This window comes from Bacillus sp. FJAT-22090 (assembly GCF_001278755.1).
In the GTDB taxonomy this organism is placed as follows: domain Bacteria; phylum Bacillota; class Bacilli; order Bacillales_A; family Planococcaceae; genus Psychrobacillus.
In genome coordinates this window covers 2,600,245-2,618,693 of the sequence record NZ_CP012601.1, presented here as the reverse complement: position 1 = coordinate 2,618,693, position 18,449 = coordinate 2,600,245, and the positions used below count along the sequence as shown (strand labels likewise).

General features: G+C 36.3%; 15 protein-coding genes. 12 read left to right on the top strand and 3 right to left on the bottom strand.

Annotation, left to right across the window (positions count from 1 at the left end; translation table 11 throughout):
* Together AM499_RS13115 and AM499_RS13110 are read left to right on the top strand one after the other, a co-directional pair.
* Positions 1-1,491: an ABC transporter permease gene (locus AM499_RS13115; protein WP_053590644.1), complete on the top strand. Its 1,491-nt coding sequence runs from the start codon at positions 1-3 to the stop codon at positions 1,489-1,491.
* Between the two features lie 28 nt (positions 1,492-1,519).
* Entirely contained in the window at positions 1,520-3,331 is a 1,812-nt protein-coding gene (locus AM499_RS13110; RefSeq protein ID WP_053592199.1) for an ABC transporter substrate-binding protein, read from the top strand.
* A 247-nt stretch (positions 3,332-3,578) separates the two neighbouring features.
* Here AM499_RS13110 and AM499_RS13105 read toward each other — a convergent pair whose 3' ends face one another.
* The gene (locus tag AM499_RS13105; RefSeq protein WP_053590643.1) at positions 3,579-3,776 is read right to left on the bottom strand and encodes a hypothetical protein; all 198 of its coding nucleotides are present in this window, start codon (positions 3,774-3,776) and stop codon (positions 3,579-3,581) included.
* Between the two features lie 589 nt (positions 3,777-4,365).
* Between AM499_RS13105 and AM499_RS13100 the strand changes: the two genes are divergently transcribed.
* Entirely contained in the window at positions 4,366-4,857 is a 492-nt protein-coding gene (locus AM499_RS13100; protein WP_053590642.1) for a DUF2975 domain-containing protein, read from the top strand.
* A 10-nt stretch (positions 4,858-4,867) separates the two neighbouring features.
* A complete protein-coding gene (locus AM499_RS13095) occupies positions 4,868-5,089 on the top strand; it encodes a helix-turn-helix domain-containing protein (protein WP_053590641.1) in 222 nt (73 codons plus the stop codon).
* A gap of 291 nt (positions 5,090-5,380) precedes the next feature.
* Here AM499_RS13095 and AM499_RS13090 read toward each other — a convergent pair whose 3' ends face one another.
* Positions 5,381-6,181: a TIGR00266 family protein gene (locus AM499_RS13090; RefSeq protein ID WP_053590640.1), complete on the bottom strand. Its 801-nt coding sequence runs from the start codon at positions 6,179-6,181 to the stop codon at positions 5,381-5,383.
* Positions 6,182-6,347: 166 nt separating this feature from the next.
* Here AM499_RS13090 and AM499_RS13085 point away from each other — a divergent pair, with 166 nt between their 5' ends.
* The 7 genes from AM499_RS13085 to AM499_RS13055 all read left to right on the top strand — a co-directional run bounded on the left by AM499_RS13085 (position 6,348) and on the right by AM499_RS13055 (position 15,266).
* On the top strand, positions 6,348-7,826 hold the full coding sequence (locus tag AM499_RS13085) for an aldehyde dehydrogenase family protein (protein ID WP_053590639.1): 1,479 nt from the start codon (positions 6,348-6,350) through the stop codon (positions 7,824-7,826).
* A gap of 15 nt (positions 7,827-7,841) precedes the next feature.
* Entirely contained in the window at positions 7,842-9,002 is a 1,161-nt protein-coding gene (locus tag AM499_RS13080) for a saccharopine dehydrogenase family protein (RefSeq protein ID WP_053590638.1), read from the top strand.
* Positions 9,002-10,198 carry an acyl-CoA dehydrogenase family protein gene (locus AM499_RS13075; protein ID WP_053590637.1) on the top strand — a complete coding sequence of 399 codons (1,197 nt, stop codon included), beginning with the start codon at positions 9,002-9,004 and terminating at the stop codon, positions 10,196-10,198. The genes AM499_RS13080 and AM499_RS13075 overlap by 1 nt, the downstream gene beginning before the upstream one ends.
* 245 nt (positions 10,199-10,443) lie before the next feature.
* Positions 10,444-10,674, top strand: coding sequence for a hypothetical protein (locus AM499_RS13070; RefSeq protein ID WP_053590636.1), 231 nt, complete (start codon positions 10,444-10,446; stop codon positions 10,672-10,674).
* Positions 10,675-11,566: 892 nt separating this feature from the next.
* On the top strand, positions 11,567-13,672 hold the full coding sequence (locus tag AM499_RS13065; protein ID WP_082355260.1) for a beta-propeller domain-containing protein: 2,106 nt from the start codon (positions 11,567-11,569) through the stop codon (positions 13,670-13,672).
* Positions 13,673-14,052: 380 nt separating this feature from the next.
* Entirely contained in the window at positions 14,053-14,805 is a 753-nt protein-coding gene (locus AM499_RS13060; RefSeq protein WP_269432325.1) for a threonine/serine exporter family protein, read from the top strand.
* An 11-nt stretch (positions 14,806-14,816) separates the two neighbouring features.
* Entirely contained in the window at positions 14,817-15,266 is a 450-nt protein-coding gene (locus AM499_RS13055; protein ID WP_053590635.1) for a threonine/serine exporter family protein, read from the top strand.
* A gap of 5 nt (positions 15,267-15,271) precedes the next feature.
* Here AM499_RS13055 and AM499_RS13050 read toward each other — a convergent pair whose 3' ends face one another.
* Positions 15,272-17,314: a bifunctional diguanylate cyclase/phosphodiesterase gene (locus AM499_RS13050; RefSeq protein WP_053590634.1), complete on the bottom strand. Its 2,043-nt coding sequence runs from the start codon at positions 17,312-17,314 to the stop codon at positions 15,272-15,274.
* 175 nt (positions 17,315-17,489) lie between these two features.
* Here AM499_RS13050 and AM499_RS13045 point away from each other — a divergent pair, with 175 nt between their 5' ends.
* Entirely contained in the window at positions 17,490-18,416 is a 927-nt protein-coding gene (locus AM499_RS13045) for a DMT family transporter (RefSeq protein WP_053590633.1), read from the top strand.
* Positions 18,417-18,449: the final 33 nt, after the last annotated feature.

Below are 18,449 nucleotides of genomic sequence, written 5' to 3'. Positions count from 1 at the left end.
GTGATTTCAAATCAAAAACATGCGTTGAAGTTATCCCGAGATTATACACAAGCAAACTTTGCATGGATTCTTTCTCTTATCGTGACCCTTCTTTTATTAGTAAATAGTTTCAACTTTAAAGAGGGGACATTGAAGGGTGCTGTTTTTACTGTATTTCTTGTTTATCTTGTATTTACTGTTTTTCAACTTTTCCTTACATGGAAAATGAAGAGGGACCTTTTGAATACAGGTGAGATACAAAGCAAAACAAGAAAACTCGGCTATATTCAACTTCTTAGCATATTGAGTGCAAATATATTTATAGCTTCATTTGCATTTAACATAATAAAAAAGAAAAAAACACCAGAGTACACATTTGCTGTGTATATGTTGTTAACACAAATATTTATCCTAGCTATTTCGTCCCTCAATTTGTTTAAACCATATGTGACAGACACCTTTTTACCGGCAATGGGTATTTTGATAGGGATATTAATATTCCAAGTCATAACGCTAGTTCTGGTGTCCAAACATGTGGAAGATAACTTAGCACCGTCATGGATGATGGCTATTGCCATTCTGTTAATAACTACTTCCCTGACGGGAAATATATTTAACTTATTATTAGGTATTAGTTTAATTGTAAAAGTACGTAGTCATGATCAATCTAGAATTCTGAAGTGGAATACGATGTGGAGCAAAATTACTCGCAACTCAACGGCAATATTAGGAATGTTTTTTATCATTCTAATGTTTTCATTGTCGGTTTGCAGTAAATTCACGTTTGATTATGATATGGCTGTTGAGAATAATTATGGAGAATTACTTCAAAATCCTAGTCTGGAGCATCCATTTGGTACAGATAATTTTGGACGAGATTTGTTTTCAAGAATTGTCTTTGGAGCGAGAATTTCACTTATTGTTGGATTTGCTTCCACGATAATTCCAGCGATTATTGGTGGATTTTTAGGAGCTTTAGCAGGATATTATACGAAACGTGCAGATAATGTGATTATGCGTCTTCTAGATATTTTGTACGCTATTCCTGGAATTTTACTTGCCATAGCTATTATTGCTGCATTTGGGGCAAACACTATGAATCTAATTTTGGCATTAAGTGTCGGATCAATTCCGACCTATGCTCGAACGATGAGAGCTAACGTACTAATGGTTTCGAACTATGAATTTGTCGATTCTGCGCGTGCACTTGGTTCGTCTGATTTGTCTATTATTTTTAAGCAAATCGTGCCGAACTCTCTAGCCCCAATGATTGTGAAGGCAACCTTGACAATTGGAGGAGCCGTCATCGCTACTAGTAGCTTGAGTTTCCTAGGTCTTGGAGTGGAACCACATATTCCAGAATGGGGAAATATTTTAAAAATAGGAAGTACCTATCTTGAATCACATTCGTATCTTGCTGTAATACCAGGGCTTGCTATTATTGGCCTAGTATTATCCTTCAACTTTTTAGGTGATGGATTACGAGATGCTTTTGATCCAAGAATGGATTAAAAAGAATTATATTTTAGGAGGAAATAGTATGAAGAAAAGTATATTAGCTATCCTGATTGCTTTTGTTTTGGTTTTAGCAGGATGTGTAAATACGAAATCGGATGTTGCCGATAAAGCAAATGATAATAAAGACGCTAACACAGATCAAAGTAAGGTAGAAATTGAACTTTTAGGCATGAGTACAGGTGAAGCGGATATGAACATCGTCCGTGACCAACTGATTAAAAATGGTTTTGATGTGAAGTTAAATATTCAACCTGATTACGGTAGCTTTACTGCACAAAAAGATGCAGGAAACTATGACTTAGCTTTATCTAGCTGGACAACGGTTACAGGAAACCCTGACTACGCAGTTCGTTCGCTGTTCAAATCAGATGGAGATAACAGTATTATGTCTGATGAAGAAGTGGATAAATTAATTGATCAAGCAAGTACAGAAACAGAAGAGGAATTTACCGAAACATATAAACAATTAGAGCAACGTCTTGTTTTGGATAAAGCATATATTGCACCGCTTTATAATTCTTTCAAAGCTCAAGGTGTAAATAAAGAAATCTTAAATGCAGATACAGTAAGACTTGCAACTTCACGTGCAATTGCATGGGAAACGATTGATTTTACAGACACTTCAAAAAGAGCAACACAACCATTAATTATGCAACAAGCAATCGGGACTTTAACTTCTTTAGATCCGATTAAAGGTAATGATGGATCTATCAATACGCTAAATACTAATATGTATGTAAGACTTGTTAATTTAACTGATGACGATAAAGTGGTTTCAGATGGTTCTTTATCACTTAATCACGCAATCGCAGAAGGTAATGAATCATATTACTTCCTTCTTCGTGATGATATAAACTTTGCTGCTGTTACAGATAAAAAAGCAGTTGACACTGGGGAACGCGTAGGAGCAGATGATGTTGTATTCTCTTTAAACCGTGCAAAGGATAAAAACTCAGTTCCAGATCACCGCACATATAGCTTGCATGAAAGTATGAAAGACATTCAAGTAGTAACTGACTTATCAGAGCTTGATGTTAAACAATCTGGAAGCGATGTTACTGTAAGAGAAGCGCTTGAAGAAGGCTTAGACGCTAAAATTACCGAATTGGTAGAAGACAAAAATACTGCAGATAATGCGGCAGGCAAATATCAAGTGGTGAAAATTACAACAGTAAATCCATTCCCACAAGTACTAAATTATTTAGCTCACCAATCTGCAGGAATTGTTTCTAAAAAACAAGTAGAAAGCATTAATACTTATGATGTGGCAACATTTGATGTAAATAAAGATATTCCTTACGGAGATCAAAATACAGTTACAGAAGGCGACAAATATAACAATACGTTATATGCAAGCGGTCCGTACATCTTATCTCATAAAAATGACTACGAAGCAATATTCTTGAAAAACCCAGCTTATATGGCAGGTACTGAAAATGAAGCTAAAATTTCAAATGTAACTGTACGTTTCATTCAAGATCCTGACAGCGCACTTTCCGCATTACGTAATGGAGAAATTCATATTTTCAATGGTGTTCCAGAAACAAAGTATGATTTAGTAGAAGGAGATAGTAAATTAACCCTTCAAAAAAGTGATAGTAATGCCGTATCTTATTTGTTATTTAATACAAAAAATCGTGAAGTATCCGATAGCGAAGACCTACGAAAAGCTATTCTTTATTCAATTAACCAAGATGAAATTTTAAATTACTACCAAGGAAACAAAAAGAAAGCAGTTTCCACTGTAAGTCCACTTGTTGATACTGGAAATGAGCTAGTAGCAGATCCAGCAAAAGCAAAAGAATTCTTAGATGCATATAAAGCAAGCAAATAAGTAGAGAAAAGCTTGGTAAGTGTAAAACACTTACTGAGCTTTTTTAATTATTGAAAAGATGCCATACAGTCAAAATCTTTTAATGTGGACAGATAAAATTTTATCCGGTCAGAAATTTTATTATCTGGACACATTTATTTTTATCCGGTCATATAAAAAGAAGTTCGTGATTAGTGCTTCTCTTATATAAAAAGGCATGTGCGGTAACTTGACCCGGACATGCCGTAAATACATAATTACCATTTATCTAAAAGAGCATCGGAAGAAAGAACGCAATTGCTCCAAGTACAATTGCACTCCAAGCTAGGAACTTTTGAGGGGAAGCTAAGCTGATTAGGCCTAAAATTATTGCAGCTCCACCGAACCAAATAGGTGAGTAAAAGAACCCTATTACAGCAAGAATAATAGCTACCCAGCCAATCCACATACCAAAAGAAGCTTTCATGTCGAACACCTCCTTTTTTATACTAAAGATCAATAAATTAATAGAAACGTAATATCCACATTATTGATCTTACTCATAGTATATGAAGGGGTGTTCGATAAAAAATAAACAATTTGCCGAAAAATGTAGACGGACAGGCATTATTTATTCCACGAAAAAGAGGACCCTAGAAAGATAACGGGTTCGGTTATTGGGGAGAAAATATTAATAACAACCTAATCGGGGATGCAATACATATGAGTTGGTGTTTCCCTTTTTGTGGTTATATCAATGCTTTAGTAGATTTTACAAATTAATTAGACATCAATACGCATATAAATTGATGGCGTTTTAACAATGGCAGGATTTATAGCAATCGTGGTCGTTGGAGTTAGACTCAAGGATAGGCTCTATGGCACCATGGTTTTAAAATGAATAGTTTAAAGTTATAGAGCATTTCGCTGTAATGAGGAGTGCTTTTTATTTCGTCTAAAACAAACTGATGATTTTATAAACAATAATAATGTAATTAAAATCAATATTTTTTTATTGTAAATCAATAAATAATGTGTTAAATTCAATTTAACAATAAATAAATGAGGTGCGTTTTATGAAACGAAGTTCAACACTCTTTTTAAAGGTAGCTGTTATTTTTATTGGCATTCCGGTTCTTGCTTTGTGTCTATTTTTGTTGCCTCAGATAGCGAATGAAGCAAATGAAGCAGCAGAACGAGGTTCAGATTTAGCTTATGTAGTATATGGCATTTTAATGGTTATGTATGTTTCGGCGATCCCATTTTACATTGCTTTATATCAATCTTTTAACCTTTTAAGCTATATTGACAAGAACAAAGCTTTCTCGAAATTATCTGTAAGAGCTCTAAAGAAAATCAAAAACTGTGCTATCACAATCAGTGGCTTGTATACGATAGCCTTACCATTCGTATTTATCCTAGCGGAGATAGATGACGCACCAGGTCTCGTACTAATCGGAATGGTCATGATTTTTGCTCCAATGGTGATTGCTGTTTTTGCGGCCGTTCTTCAAAGACTTTTACAAGAAGCCATCGATATAAAATCAGAGAACGACTTAATAGTCTGAGGTGAATAACATGACAATAATAATTAATATTGATGTGATGCTGGCTAAAAGGAAAATGAGCGTAACAGAACTTTCGGAGAGGGTTGGAATAACAATGGCTAACCTTTCTATATTGAAAAATGGAAAGGCAAAAGCGATTCGACTATCCACGTTAGAAGCAATTTGTAAGGCTTTAGACTGTCAGCCGGGAGATCTTTTAGAATACAGAAGTGACGAGGACACTCTAAAATAATAGATAATAAATTTCTTTAACTAAACCAGCCAAAGGTTAGTTAAATTAGATTTCCCTATAAGATGGAATACTCCTTTTTTTACAATTCCTTTAGATATTTGTAAACTCCTATTAGATAATATTTTATTTGTGGGAAGTAAATCAAAAAGACTCAGAATAACATCTGAGTCTAAACTTCTTTTTATTTTTCCCTAGTAGTGCCATTAAACCTTTAAATATTTATATTCCATTAGTATGAAAATTTACCTTTTGTTAGTATTTTTCTCCCCATCAACCGAAGGCCACTATTTATTATTTTCCGCCTAAAAGATCGAACAGTCCTCCAGCAATACTTCCTTCACCTGGTGAGCCTCCACCTGGAGTTTGAGGAGCAGCTGCAAACACTCGGCTTGCTAAACGGCTAAATGGTAAGGATTGAATCCACACTGTACCTGGTCCACGAAGTGTTGCAAAAAATAGCCCTTCGCCACCAAATAGAGCCGTTTTTACACCTTTAACCATTTCGATATTGTAATCCACTTCAGAAGTCATAGCTACTAGGCATCCAGTATCTACTCGTAAAACCTCTCCTGGCTGTAAAACTTTTTTATGGATTGTTCCGCCAGCATGAATGAATGCAAGCCCATCACCTTCAAGCTTTTGCATGATGAAACCTTCACCACCGAAGAATCCAGTTCCTAATTTTCGTTGAAACTCAATCCCTACAGAAACACCTTTTGCTGCTGCAAGAAAAGCATCTTTTTGACAAATTATTTTTCCTCTATGTTCGCTTAAATCCATTGGAATGATCTTACCTGGGTATGGAGAAGCAAAGTAAACATGTTTCTTTCCGCTGCCTGTATTCGTAAAGGTTGTCATGAATAAACTTTCACCTGTAAGCATACGTTTACCTGCACCCATTAATTTGCCCATTAGACCACCGCCGCCACCAGAGCTGGAGCCGTCACCAAAGATTGTCTCCATGGAAACGCCGTCTTCCATCATCATTAAACTGCCGGCTTCTGCAACTACTGTTTCTTGAGGGTCTAGTTCAATTTCTACAAATTGCATATCGTCTCCGTATAATTTGTAATCTATTTCGTGATTGTTCATGTTTATTTCCTCCTCTTATTCAATATTTATTAATACGAATCATGTTATGAAAAGTTTCACTCTGAAAATTCTTATTTTTAGAAAAAATTAAAGGGATTCTTCAAGTAATAGAGAATGTATTCTTTATGTTAGCGTTTTCATAAAAAGGAAAAGAGGTAATAGGATTATGAAGCTCACAAACTTTTTTGATGGGAAATGGCAAGATATTGGCGAGGAAAAATATACAGCTGTTTTAAATCCAGCGAGTGGAGAACAGTTGGCGGAAGTAAGGATGTCAACAAAAGAGGATGTAGATTTAGCTGTTGCGGCTGCTACGAAAGCACAGAAAAAATGGGCACTTGTACCAGCGCCAAAACGTGCAGATTATTTATATGAAATTGGTAGGCTAATGAAAGAAAAGAAAGAACATCTGGCACAGGTTCTAACGAAAGAGATGGGAAAAGTAATTGAAGAAGGCCGTGGGGAAGTACAAGAAGGAATAGACATGGCGTTTTATATGGCAGGGGAAGGTCGCCGGTTATTTGGAGAAACGACACCATCTGAGCTAGCAGATAAATTTGCGATGAGCGTGCGCGCACCAATTGGAGTAGTTGGACTGATTACACCTTGGAATTTTCCTGTAGCCATAGCTACGTGGAAGTCATTTCCAGCGATAGTAGCAGGAAATACTTTCATTTGGAAGCCTGCAACTGAAACACCAATGATGGCTTATGAAATGGCAAAAATATTTGAAGAGGCTGGTTTACCTGATGGGGTAGCAAATATAGTTTTTGGTTCTGGTTCGGAAGTTGGAACCGCAATGATTGAGCACCCGGATGTAAAAGTGATTTCCTTTACAGGTTCTACTGAAACAGGTAGTAAAGTAGCAGAGCTTGGAGGAAGGCATTTAAAGAAAGTGTCTCTTGAAATGGGTGGAAAAAATGCTGTTATTGTGATGGAAGATGCAGACTTGTCTCTTGCTGTAGAAGGGATTTTATGGAGTGCATTCGGAACAGCGGGTCAACGTTGCACTGCATGTAGTCGAGTAATCGTGCATAAAGATGTAAAGAAAGAATTAGAAGTTAAATTACTAGAGCAAATGGAAAAGTTGACAATTGGAGACGGCTTAGATGAATCAGTCAAAATTGGGCCAGTTATTAACAAGAAAGCGTTAGATAAAATTCATTCCTACATCAAAATTGGACAAGAAGAAGGGGCTAATCTTCTAGTTGGTGGAAATGTATTAGAAGAAGGGGACTTAGCAAACGGAAATTATTATGCTCCAACCCTTTTCACGGACGTTAAACCAAATATGAGAATAGCGCAAGAAGAAATCTTTGGTCCAGTTGTTTCACTTATTGAAGTAGGTTCTTTAGAAGAAGCGATAGAAGTTAATAACGGAGTGAAATTTGGACTCTCAAGTTCTATCTTTTCCAAAGATGTAAATAAAGTCTTCCGTGCACAGCGGGACTTAGATACGGGAATTGTTTATGTTAATGCTGGAACTACAGGAGCTGAGATCCATTTGCCGTTTGGTGGGACTAAAGGTACCGGAAACGGACACCGAGACTCAGGTGTGGCGGCATTAGATGTATATACGGAATGGAAGAGCATTTATGTAGACTTTAGTGGGAAATTGCAAAGAGCACAAATAGATACAGAATAATAGGGGGATGATTACATGAAGGTTGCTGTATTGGGAGCAGGATTAATGGGAAAAGAAGCAGCTCGGGATTTAGTGAAGAGCCCTAATGTGGAAAAGGTACTATTATGTGATTTAGATGTGGGACAAGCAACGATGTTTAAAGAAAGACTACAAAACTCGAAAATAGATGTTTTAAGATTAGATGCAAATGATGATGCGAATATACTGCAAATCATGGAAAAGGTTGATGTAGTCATTAATGCATTGTTTTATTCGTTCAATGAAAAAGTAGCTAGACTAGCAGTAGATGCTGGTGTTCATTCAATCGATCTAGGTGGCCATATTGGAGGAGCAACAGATACAGTTCTATCACTTCATGAAAAGGCAAAGCAGAAAGGGATCACACTAATCCCAGATTTAGGTGTAGCACCGGGTATGATTAATATTCTTGCGGGATATGGAGCTAGTAAACTAGATGAAGTTTCAGGAATCCATTTATACGTTGGTGGAATACCAGTAAAACCAGAAGGAATTTTCGGATACAACATTGTCTTTTCATTAGAAGGTGTATTTGACCATTATACCGACCCTTCCCATGTAATCCGGGATGGTAAACTGCAAGAAGTGGAATCCCTATCAGAGATAGAGCCGATATTCTTTGATGAGTATGGTGAGTTAGAGGCATTCCATACTGCAGGTGGAACTTCGACATTACCTAAATCTTTTCCGAACATAGACACATTGGAATATAAAACGATACGTTACAAAGGGCATGCAGATAAGTTTAAATTACTTGTAGATTTAGGATTAACAAATAAAAAAACCATAGTGAATGTAAATGGAAATATGGTGAAGGCTCGCGATGTCTTAAAAGAAGTATTAACACCACAATTATTACTTGGTGATAAAGAAGATGCTGTTTTATTACGTGTAATCGTTAAAGGTATAAAAGAAGGGGAAAACACAACTTTTTCATATGAATTGTCTACGAAAAAAGATAAACTTTCCGGGACAACCGCAATGGCAAGAGCAACTGCCAATACAATTTCTGTAGTAGCACAAATGATTGGGAATAATGTTATTTCTAAACGAGGCGTATACCCACCTGAATTGATTGTCCCAGGAGAATTATATATTAGAGAAATGGCAACTCGTGGAGTTGATATTGTAGAGACCGTTGTGAGAGGTGAAGAATAATGAATTTCGAATTAACGGAGGAACAAGTCCTTTTACGAAAAACAGTTCGTCAATTTGTAGATAGTGAAATCATTCCTCATATAGCCAAATGGGAAATAGAAGGTGCATTTGATAAAGGAATCTGGAAACGTCTAGCGGATCTTGGCTTAATGGGAGTTTGTGTTCCGGAGAAATACGGCGGAAGTGGAATGGATTATAATTCACTTGCGATTGCTTGCGAAGAACTAGAACGTGGTGACACAGCTTTTCGAACTGCCGTGTCGGTGCATATAGGACTTAATTCAATGACGCTTATGCAGTGGGCAACTGAAGAACAAAAGCAAAAATATTTAGTTCCCCAAGCAAAGGGAGAAAAAATAGGAGCCTTTGGATTAACAGAACCAGGTGCAGGTTCAGATGTAGCGGCCATGTCGACTGTTGCAGTGCTCGATGGGGATCACTATGTCATTAATGGGCAAAAAACATGGATATCATTATGTGATGCGGCTGATCATTTTATCGTCTTTGCCTATACGGATAAATCTAAAAAGCACCACGGTATAAGTGCTTTCATCGTAGAACGAACAATGGAAGGCTTCTCCTCCAAAGCAATTAAGGGGAAATACGGTATTAAATCCGGAAATACCGGTGAACTGTTTTTTGAAAATATGCGAGTGCCGAAAGAGAATCTTTTAGGAAAAGAAGGAGAAGGGTTTAAAATTGCTATGTCTGCTCTCGATAATGGAAGGTTTACGGTAGCAGCAGGAGCAGTAGGACTTTCTTTAGCTTGTTTAGAAGCAAGTGTTAAGTACTGTCATGAAAGAGAAACTTTTGGTAAGGAAATTGGAAGACATCAGCTCGTGCAACAAATGGTTGCGAAGATGGAAGCAGGACTTCAAATGAGCCGATTACTCGTTTACCGTGTAGGAGAGTTAAAAAACAAAGGTGTTCGTAATACACGTGAAACGTCACTTGCAAAATGGCAAGCATGCGACTTTGCAAATAAAGCTGCAGATGATGCTGTACAAATTCATGGTGCTTATGGGTATTCAGATGAATATCCAGTAGCGAGATATTTACGTAATTCCAAAGCACCTGTAATTTATGAAGGAACACGTGAAATCCATACCATTATGCAAGCGGAATATGTACTTGGCTACCGAGAAGATAAAACACTTTCTCATATGCTACCAAAATGGCCATTTGAAGAAGAGTGATAGGGAAAGAAAATGTAACTGGTGTTGATTCTGAACAAATACTATATAAAAAGGTTTTCTTGACTTGATCAAGAAAACCTTTTTGTTTGAAAAATAAACTATGACCGTCCACCGAACTTTAGAAACAAATAAAAGAGGCATTGCTATAAGAAGGGGAGATTTGCGCAACTAATTATAGTCTTAAAAGTAAGAGGAATAGTTCAACTTTAACAACATCATATTATCTATAAAGGAGAGATGATTTGATGACTCGAAAAAGTGATAACAAACATGTCGAAGCAACTCCACATTTCGATGGAGAAAAGGAAAATATATATAATGATCCGACAGCAACTGCTGGAACGAAAATCGGTATCCAAGTTAATGCAAGAGAGGAATTTGCACAGGAAAGAAATCCTTTTAATTACCTCCCAAAAAGGAACAGAGACATGGAAGAATTCGAAAAATTGACTAGAGGAAATAAAATAGAAGAATAAAACGAAAAAGGCCCCATTCTTAAGAGGGGTCTTCAAATTGAAGACAAAAGGCAGTTGGCTAATTGGTCTCGTGCATTGGAGAAGTATCCGCTCTGCTCCTGCGGGAAAAGCGAGACAGACGAGACCCTGCAGGAGCAGCGTTGCGAGGTGACTGAAAAAGTCCTCTATGAGATTTCATAATAGGTATGTTGGACTCGTTAATTTCCGTTCCAAGCGGACGCTTTCCGCCGGCATGGCTTCAGCTGCTTCCTTCACTATGTTCAGTCCAGGGTCTTTTCGCTCATGCACCTGCCGCTTCGCTTTCGGTGCAGAAAACATTTGCTATTCCGGCTGGAGTCGCCGCCTTTCACTCCAATCAACTATTATCCACATTTAAATTAGAAACCATATGCCATTAATAGAGAAATTTTAAATAAAATCTTTTCAATTAGTATTTATAGAAAATCGTTGAAAAAGGCGATACTCCTGTGGGAATAGCGTTAGCCGAAGACCCCGCAGTTGAGGGGAAGGCAATCTAAGTTCGCCGCATCCTGCGGCAACGATTGCATGACCAACATCGTGTTGGCCTAGAAGGCTAAGGCAACGCCCACGGAAAGGGAGCCGTTTCAACGATTTTCTCATTTATCGGATGATATTATTTAGTAAAGTAAGATTCTATAGAATTTCTCAGTAACCTCGGAGCTTACCCGCGGAAAACGAGCGGTAAGGTTCGGAAAAAACTGTCTATCCTATATAAAAATAAATTTGAGTTTGTCTACAGTCTGAAGACCCCTTTCTTAAGAGGGGTCTTTTTCTTAATTCTTTCATGTGAAAAATAATTTAATTAAGAGGTGAAACCATTTATTTTATTCGCAGTCTAATGGTTTAACATAGTAAAAGAGAGGGAGATCATATGAAGAAGTGGATTATGTCGATAATTGGTACGGCATTAATTGTTGGATTGGTCATAGTATTTTTTTCAGCTAGAACGTCCGTGAGTGCTCAGGATGTTGTATTTTCCAACCAACCATTTATCGTTACTTTGTCTTCGGCAGTTAGTGAGGATGCATTCAAAAAAGGGGAAATGTATGTAACTGACCAACAAGGGAAAAAAGTTAATGCAAAGCATAGTGTATCTAAAAAGGGGAAGGTAGTTGTAATAACAGGCTTAAAAGAAGGTACCTATAGCTTATATGTAAAAAATAAGTTTATGAAAACGAAATTTCCTTTCACGGTGTACAAAGAACTTCAATCCGTAAAATCAAAGGAAGAACTAAAAGCTTATTTCGAGCTAGCGAAAAAAACTCAAGGGTATGAAGAAGTCACAATTATGGAAGACACTATGGAAACAGAATCGAAAGAATCTTCCAATGCTCAAGGAGGAGATTATTCTACTACAAATAACCAGGTAGATGGTGTAGATGAAGCTGATATGGTAAAAACAAATGGCTCCCATGTTTTTTCAATTAGTGAAAATAATGTAGTCATAGTAAATGTAAAAGATCCCAAGAAAATGAGAGAAGAAACGAAAATCCGCTTTACGAATGATTTTTATCCTTCTCAACTATTATTGTCTAATGATACGTTAATAATCATTGGGCAAAAGAATGTGTTTCGCACACTAGAATCAGACAGTAAACAAAATATTGATAGAATTGGAATGCCAATGGATTCCATGACGAGTGTGTATTTCTATGATATTACAAACCCTGCGTCACCTAAACTGTCTAGGGAGATTGCCACAGAAGGATATATGAATGGCGCACGTTTAACAAATAATACCCTGTATTATGTAACTACTGTCTATCCAAAGTTTTGGATGATGGAAGAGAATGAGGATATAGAGCTACGTCCTAGTGTATATGATTCCAAGACAGATAAAGAACCGAAACCTATGAACTATGATAACATTGCGATTCTTCCTAATTCCATGCAAGCAAATTATAGTATTATATCAGCAATCAATGTAGAAAACTTACAAGATAATACCGTTATGACAAAGGGGTACCTTGGAGGAAGTGAACAGTTATATATGTCCAAGGAAAATTTATATTTAACTTCAACAATTTTTGAATCAACAAATTCCAATTCTAAAAAATTTATATGGAATCCAGGTAAAATGGATACGGAAGTATTTAAATTTGCGCTTCACGAAACATCCGTTCAATTTGTTGCATCAAGTCGTTTGACGGGTACGATATTGAATCAGTTTTCCATGGATGAACATGATGGATATTTCAGAGCTGTAACTACGAAAGGGAGTAGCTGGGATGAAAATGAACCTTCCGAAAACAATCTTTTCATTTTAGATAAAGGGATGAAAATAGTTGGGTCCTTAACGGGTCTAGCAAAAGATGAGCGTATTTATTCTGCAAGGTTCATGGGTGATAAAGCATATATGGTGACTTTCAAGCAAACAGATCCGCTATTTGTCATCGATGTTGCAACACCAACTGCACCGAAAGTTTTAGGAGAATTAAAAATTCCTGGCTTTAGTAATTATTTGCATCCATTAGACGAAAATCACCTAATAGGATTTGGATATGAAACAAAGATTGTCCCACAACAGGGTTCTAAAGAACCTCTTATTATGACTGAGGGAATGAAAGTGTCTTTGTTTGATGTAAGTGATTTATCAAATCCTAAAGAAGTGGATACAGAAGTTATTGGAGGGCAAGGAACTTTCTCACCTATTCAATACGATCATCATGCTTTGTTCCAACATCGTGAAAAAAATCTATATGGCTTTCCAATTACTATTTATGAGCAAGGCGTTGGTCAAGAGTATGCTCAGTTTAAGCAAGACGGAGCTTTAATTTATGAAATAACTCCAGAAAAAGGGATTGTAATGAAAGGGAATTTATTAAACCCCCACAATCCTTCTCAGCTCTATGAAAATTGGGAAAGTAGTATTCAACGAATGTTGTATGTTGAGGATTCTTTGTACACGATAGCAGTAAGGGAAATCACAAGCTATAACTTAAATAAATTTGAGAAAATAGGAAAATTGAAATACTAGCATAAAGGATGAAGGCAACCGCTAAGGTTGACTTCATCCTTTTTCGGTCTGTTCACGACATTGTACAAAGCCCTAAAGATTTTGAGAATAAATGAATTTCCGCTATCCTTTTAGTACGAACAAATGTCTGCAACAGCACTTAAGGAAAAGCTTCCTACTACGGATAAAAAAATAATTCGGGGAATCGGTCGAAATACCCGCAAAGCGATAAACGAGGGTATATGAACGCCTTATTTTGAGGAAGCTTGAAGTATTATATGAAGGATTATTATTGCATAAATATTATATTAGAATTTATCGATGAATATATGATAAAGTAATAAACTGGATTGTTTTTATGTTCATCGTTCGATAAGATTATCGTAAATAGAGGAAGGAAGGTGTTTCGATTGAGACCTGATTATGATTTAGCAGTAGAGTGTTGTATTCTTGCAGGTAGATTAATGATGGAAAGTGGAGCGGAAACTTACCGTGCAGAGGATACCATGGATCGCATGGCTCAGTCGCAACAATTAACCGAATCGCAAAGCTTTGTGACGCCAACAGGCATTCTTTTCAGCGGAAACAGAGCTATTCCAACTCGATTAGCAAGAATTAGTAATAGAACAACAGATTTAGAAAAAATTGCACTCGTTAATGCTGTCTCCAGAAATTTAGCCAATAAAGTAATTACTTTGGATGAAGCGTATTTAGAATTAAAAAAAATAGAGGAAGAACATAAAAAGTATCCCTTTTGGATACAAATAATCGCGGCGTCCATAGCATCGGGGGCTTTTCTCTTACTCTTCGGTGCAAATCCTACTGATATACCCTTAGCCATGTTAGCAGGAGGAATAGGATACACAGTATCTGAAACGCTACAGGTAAAAACAAAGGTTAAGTTTTTTGCAGAATTATTAGCTGCATTAATAATTAGCGTAATAGCTATTGCTTCAGTTGAATATGGTCTTGGAAGGGATATAGATAAAATTATTATAGGTTCTGTAATGCCGCTTGTTCCTGGACTGCTCATTACAAATGCTATTCGTGATTTAATGGCAGGACATTTTATGTCTGGATTATCAAAAGGAGCGGAAGCATTTCTTACTGCATTTGCAATAGGGGCAGGAGTTGCAATTGTATTGTCATTCTAAGGAGGAAGGCCATGTCTTATTTATTGCAGGGAATACTAAGCTTTATTGCAGCAACAGCATTTGGAATAGTTTTTAATGCTCCCAAAAATTCACTTTTTTATTGTGGCTTAGTTGGAATGACAGGATGGCTAATTTACTCGTATATAAATGAATTAAGTAATGATCCAGTCAAATCCTCATTTGCTGGTGCCTTTACAATAGCTTTTGTCGCACATCTAATGGCCAAACACTTTAAAATGCCAATGATTATTTTTAGTGTTGCAGGAATCATCCCATTAGTTCCAGGGGGAGTTGCGTATAACGCAATGCGACATATTGTGGAGCGGGATTACGCTGTTGCTATTGAGTATGCATCACATGCTTTAATGATTTCAGGAGCGATTGCAGTAGGTTTAGTATTTGCAGAGATAATTACAAAGCTGCTATTAAAAACGAAAAAACAACCAAAATTAAAACCGTGAAAAACTTATATGTTTTTCACGGTTTTTGCTTCTTTGTTTAACAAATTTTCCACTTCTTTAGTAGAAATCGGACGACTTATATAATACCCTTGTAAAGCATCACAGCCTATTTGTTCTAATTGGCTATATTGTTCTGCTGATTCTACTCCTTCTGCAACTACTCGTAGACTCAAGGAGTGTCCAAATTGAATTAGTCCTTGCACAAGCTGTTGGAGCTTTTCTTGTTGTAAAAGTGAACCGATAAATGATTTATCGATTTTCAGTTGGCTGATTGGCAGAAGTTGCAAGTATCGCAGCGATGCGTAGCCAGTTCCGAAATCATCCAGTACGAATGTCACACCATCTTGCTGGAGCGTTTGCATTTGTTGGATAATAGATTTTTCTGCTTCTGCTTCTAATGCAAATTTCTCAGTAAATTCTATTTGTAATGCTTCAGGTGGGCAATCATACTTCTCCAACACTTTTCGAATGGTTTTCACCATATTTTTGTCTCGGAATTCTCTTATAGAAGAATTGAAGCTAACCTTTATTGGAAATCCTTTATTGTGCCAAATCGCTGCTTGTTCGCAACATTTTTCAAGCATAAAGGTACCAATTTCATTTATTAGACCAGTTTCTTCAGCAATTGGAATAAGTTCCTCAGGCGAAATTACTCCAAGTACTTCATCTTCCCATCGAACAAGAGCTTCGACAGCGGTTATTTTTCCTGACTCCAGATCTTTTTGTGGGAGGTACATTACATGCAAATCTCGATGATTTAATGCTTCTAGAAGACGTTTCTCAATTTGTATTGTTCGACTTAGTTTATTATGTTCAGATTGAGAAAGACTGGCTATCATTCCACCGCCTTCTTGCTTAACTTTTTGGATTGTTGTATTGGAAGCTTTTATTAAATGTAAGTAAGAATGCTGGGCTTCTGGGTATTTTGTAATTACCCCACTTATTGTAATAGGAATGACTTTATTATTTAAATAAATAGGGTTTTGTCTAAGATAATTCGTAAATCCTTGGATATACCAATCACTTAAAGGAGTAATCAGTGCAAATTCATCTCTTCCGACACGAGCAATCGTAGTGTCTTCAAAATATACTTTTAATCTTTTGGCAAACTCAATTAATAATTTGGATTCGGTTTGATCATTGAAAATTTCTCTTAATGTATAAAATTGATCAATTGTAATAAAAACAAATGAAAAATGTCTCTTCTCTTCTATATATTCTGTTACAATATCCTCTAAGCGGTGTCTACTCATAAGTCCAGTTTCTGTATCTACATATGCAATTTTCTCTAAACGAGACTGCAATAATTTTTTTTCAGTAATTTCCTCTTCCAATAATAAATAGTAGAGGGTATTATTTTGGGTATCTCTTACTGGGATAGCAAGTAATTCAACCCAATAATTAATTCCATCTTTTGTTATTTTTTCGATGGTGCCTTGGAAACTCTCTCCTTTTCGGAGTAATTTCATGATGTTAGTGGCAACCATTTGATGTTCGGAAGTATCAGGAAACATTTGCCAAAATGATTTTCCTAAAATACGTTTTGGCGTCCAATTACTTTTCTTTAAAAATTGAGAATTTGCATTAGTAATTAAACCTTCTTTGTCTAAGTAAACAACCATATAGGAATCGGATAAGCTTTTTTTAATTGCTTGTAATTCTAAAAAAGAAGCTTCTTCGGATTTAGGTAAATGATCAAGATCTATTAAAAATATAACAAACGAATAATGGTCTATAGTAAAGGATTTTGCCACAATAGAAGCAATAGAATTTTCACCGTTTTCATGATATAGCAGAATAGAATCAAAGCGGACAGGATCTTCATTGTGTGAATAAGTATCATACATATCAGAAAAAGATTCTTTTACACTACTGTCAAGTAAAGGTGGGTTTTCTACCTTTACATCATCATGACTAAAACCAAAATGTCTTTCAGCTTCTCTGCTCCACCAAATTATGTTACCTTCTTTATCCGTAAGAAAGGCTGGGTAAGGTATATTATTGAAAATAGAGCTGCTTGAATCTAATGTTGCTTCAATCGAATACATCTTTTCAACCCCTTTCATAGTAATCTATTTTGTTTATTTATAATTATATAGAATATAGGTAAATTAGTCATTACTCTAGAACAAAATAATCATATTGTAAAAAACAATAGTTAAATAGTCCCTTCATAATATTTGGTACATAAAATAACAACGTTAAAAATGAGGTGAGAAGAAAGTGAATCGCTGGAAAGGTATACTATTAATAGTTAGTGGTTCTATGCTTTGGGGCGCAACAGGTCCGATGATGGAGTGGGTATTCAACAATAGTAGGTTGTCTGTTCCTTTTTTCCTAACTATAAGATTAACTGTAGCAGGTTTTTTTCTTCTACTATTTATGCGATTGAGTGGTAAACAAATTTTTGCCATTTGGAAAGAGCCTAGCTGGTGGAGGCAATTAATTATCTTCGGTATTTTTGGAATGCTAGGTGTCCAGTACACGTTCGTGGCAGCAATTGATGCTAGTAATGCATCTATAGCAACATTATTGCAATTTTTAGGACCTATTTATATTATTCTATTTGTTTCTTGGAAAAGTAAAATGTTCCCACCAAAATATCAGGTAGTCGGTATAATCGGCACACTTATTGGACTTTTCTATTTGTTGACCAATGCTGAAGTGAACAATTTATTAATAAGTACCGAAGCTTTACTTTGGGGGTTAAGTGTAGGTCTTACTTTTGCGTTTTATACGGTGTATCCAGCAAGACTCATGAAGGAATGGGGAGTACTGATTGTTGTCGGATGGGGAATGTTAATCGGGGGTGTATTGCTAGGGACAATCACTCAATTATGGCGTTCAGATGAATGGGTTTTTCTAGCGGAATCTCCATTCAATTGGATGATTGTTTTTATTATCTTAATCGGTACAGTTGCATTTGTTCTATTTCTATCCAGTATGAAATACATAACTGCAGTAGAAACAAGTATTCTTTCTAGCTTAGAGCCTTTGACGGCCATGATTATTTCTGTAATATGGTTTGGACAAATACTGGGAGCGTGGCAATACTTTGGAGTAGTAGTGATGCTTGTTTTTGTTACATGGCTCTCGGTTGCAGGAGAAATTAAGTGGAAAAAGAAAGTAACGGAAGGGATTGAAAGTTAAACATTTCTACTAACCTACCGGTCAATTATTAAA

Coding starts and splice junctions, on each gene's coding strand:
- AM499_RS13110 (WP_053592199.1), top strand. CDS start 1,520: ATGAAGAAAAGTATATTAGCTATCCTGATTGCTTTTGTTTTGGTTTTA.
- AM499_RS13105 (WP_053590643.1), bottom strand. CDS start 3,776: ATGAAAGCTTCTTTTGGTATGTGGATTGGCTGGGTAGCTATTATTCTT.
- AM499_RS13100 (WP_053590642.1), top strand. CDS start 4,366: ATGAAACGAAGTTCAACACTCTTTTTAAAGGTAGCTGTTATTTTTATT.
- AM499_RS13095 (WP_053590641.1), top strand. CDS start 4,868: ATGACAATAATAATTAATATTGATGTGATGCTGGCTAAAAGGAAAATG.
- AM499_RS13090 (WP_053590640.1), bottom strand. CDS start 6,181: ATGAACAATCACGAAATAGATTACAAATTATACGGAGACGATATGCAA.
- AM499_RS13085 (WP_053590639.1), top strand. CDS start 6,348: ATGAAGCTCACAAACTTTTTTGATGGGAAATGGCAAGATATTGGCGAG.
- AM499_RS13080 (WP_053590638.1), top strand. CDS start 7,842: ATGAAGGTTGCTGTATTGGGAGCAGGATTAATGGGAAAAGAAGCAGCT.
- AM499_RS13075 (WP_053590637.1), top strand. CDS start 9,002: ATGAATTTCGAATTAACGGAGGAACAAGTCCTTTTACGAAAAACAGTT.
- AM499_RS13070 (WP_053590636.1), top strand. CDS start 10,444: ATGACTCGAAAAAGTGATAACAAACATGTCGAAGCAACTCCACATTTC.
- AM499_RS13065 (WP_082355260.1), top strand. CDS start 11,567: ATGAAGAAGTGGATTATGTCGATAATTGGTACGGCATTAATTGTTGGA.
- AM499_RS13055 (WP_053590635.1), top strand. CDS start 14,817: ATGTCTTATTTATTGCAGGGAATACTAAGCTTTATTGCAGCAACAGCA.
- AM499_RS13050 (WP_053590634.1), bottom strand. CDS start 17,314: ATGTATTCGATTGAAGCAACATTAGATTCAAGCAGCTCTATTTTCAAT.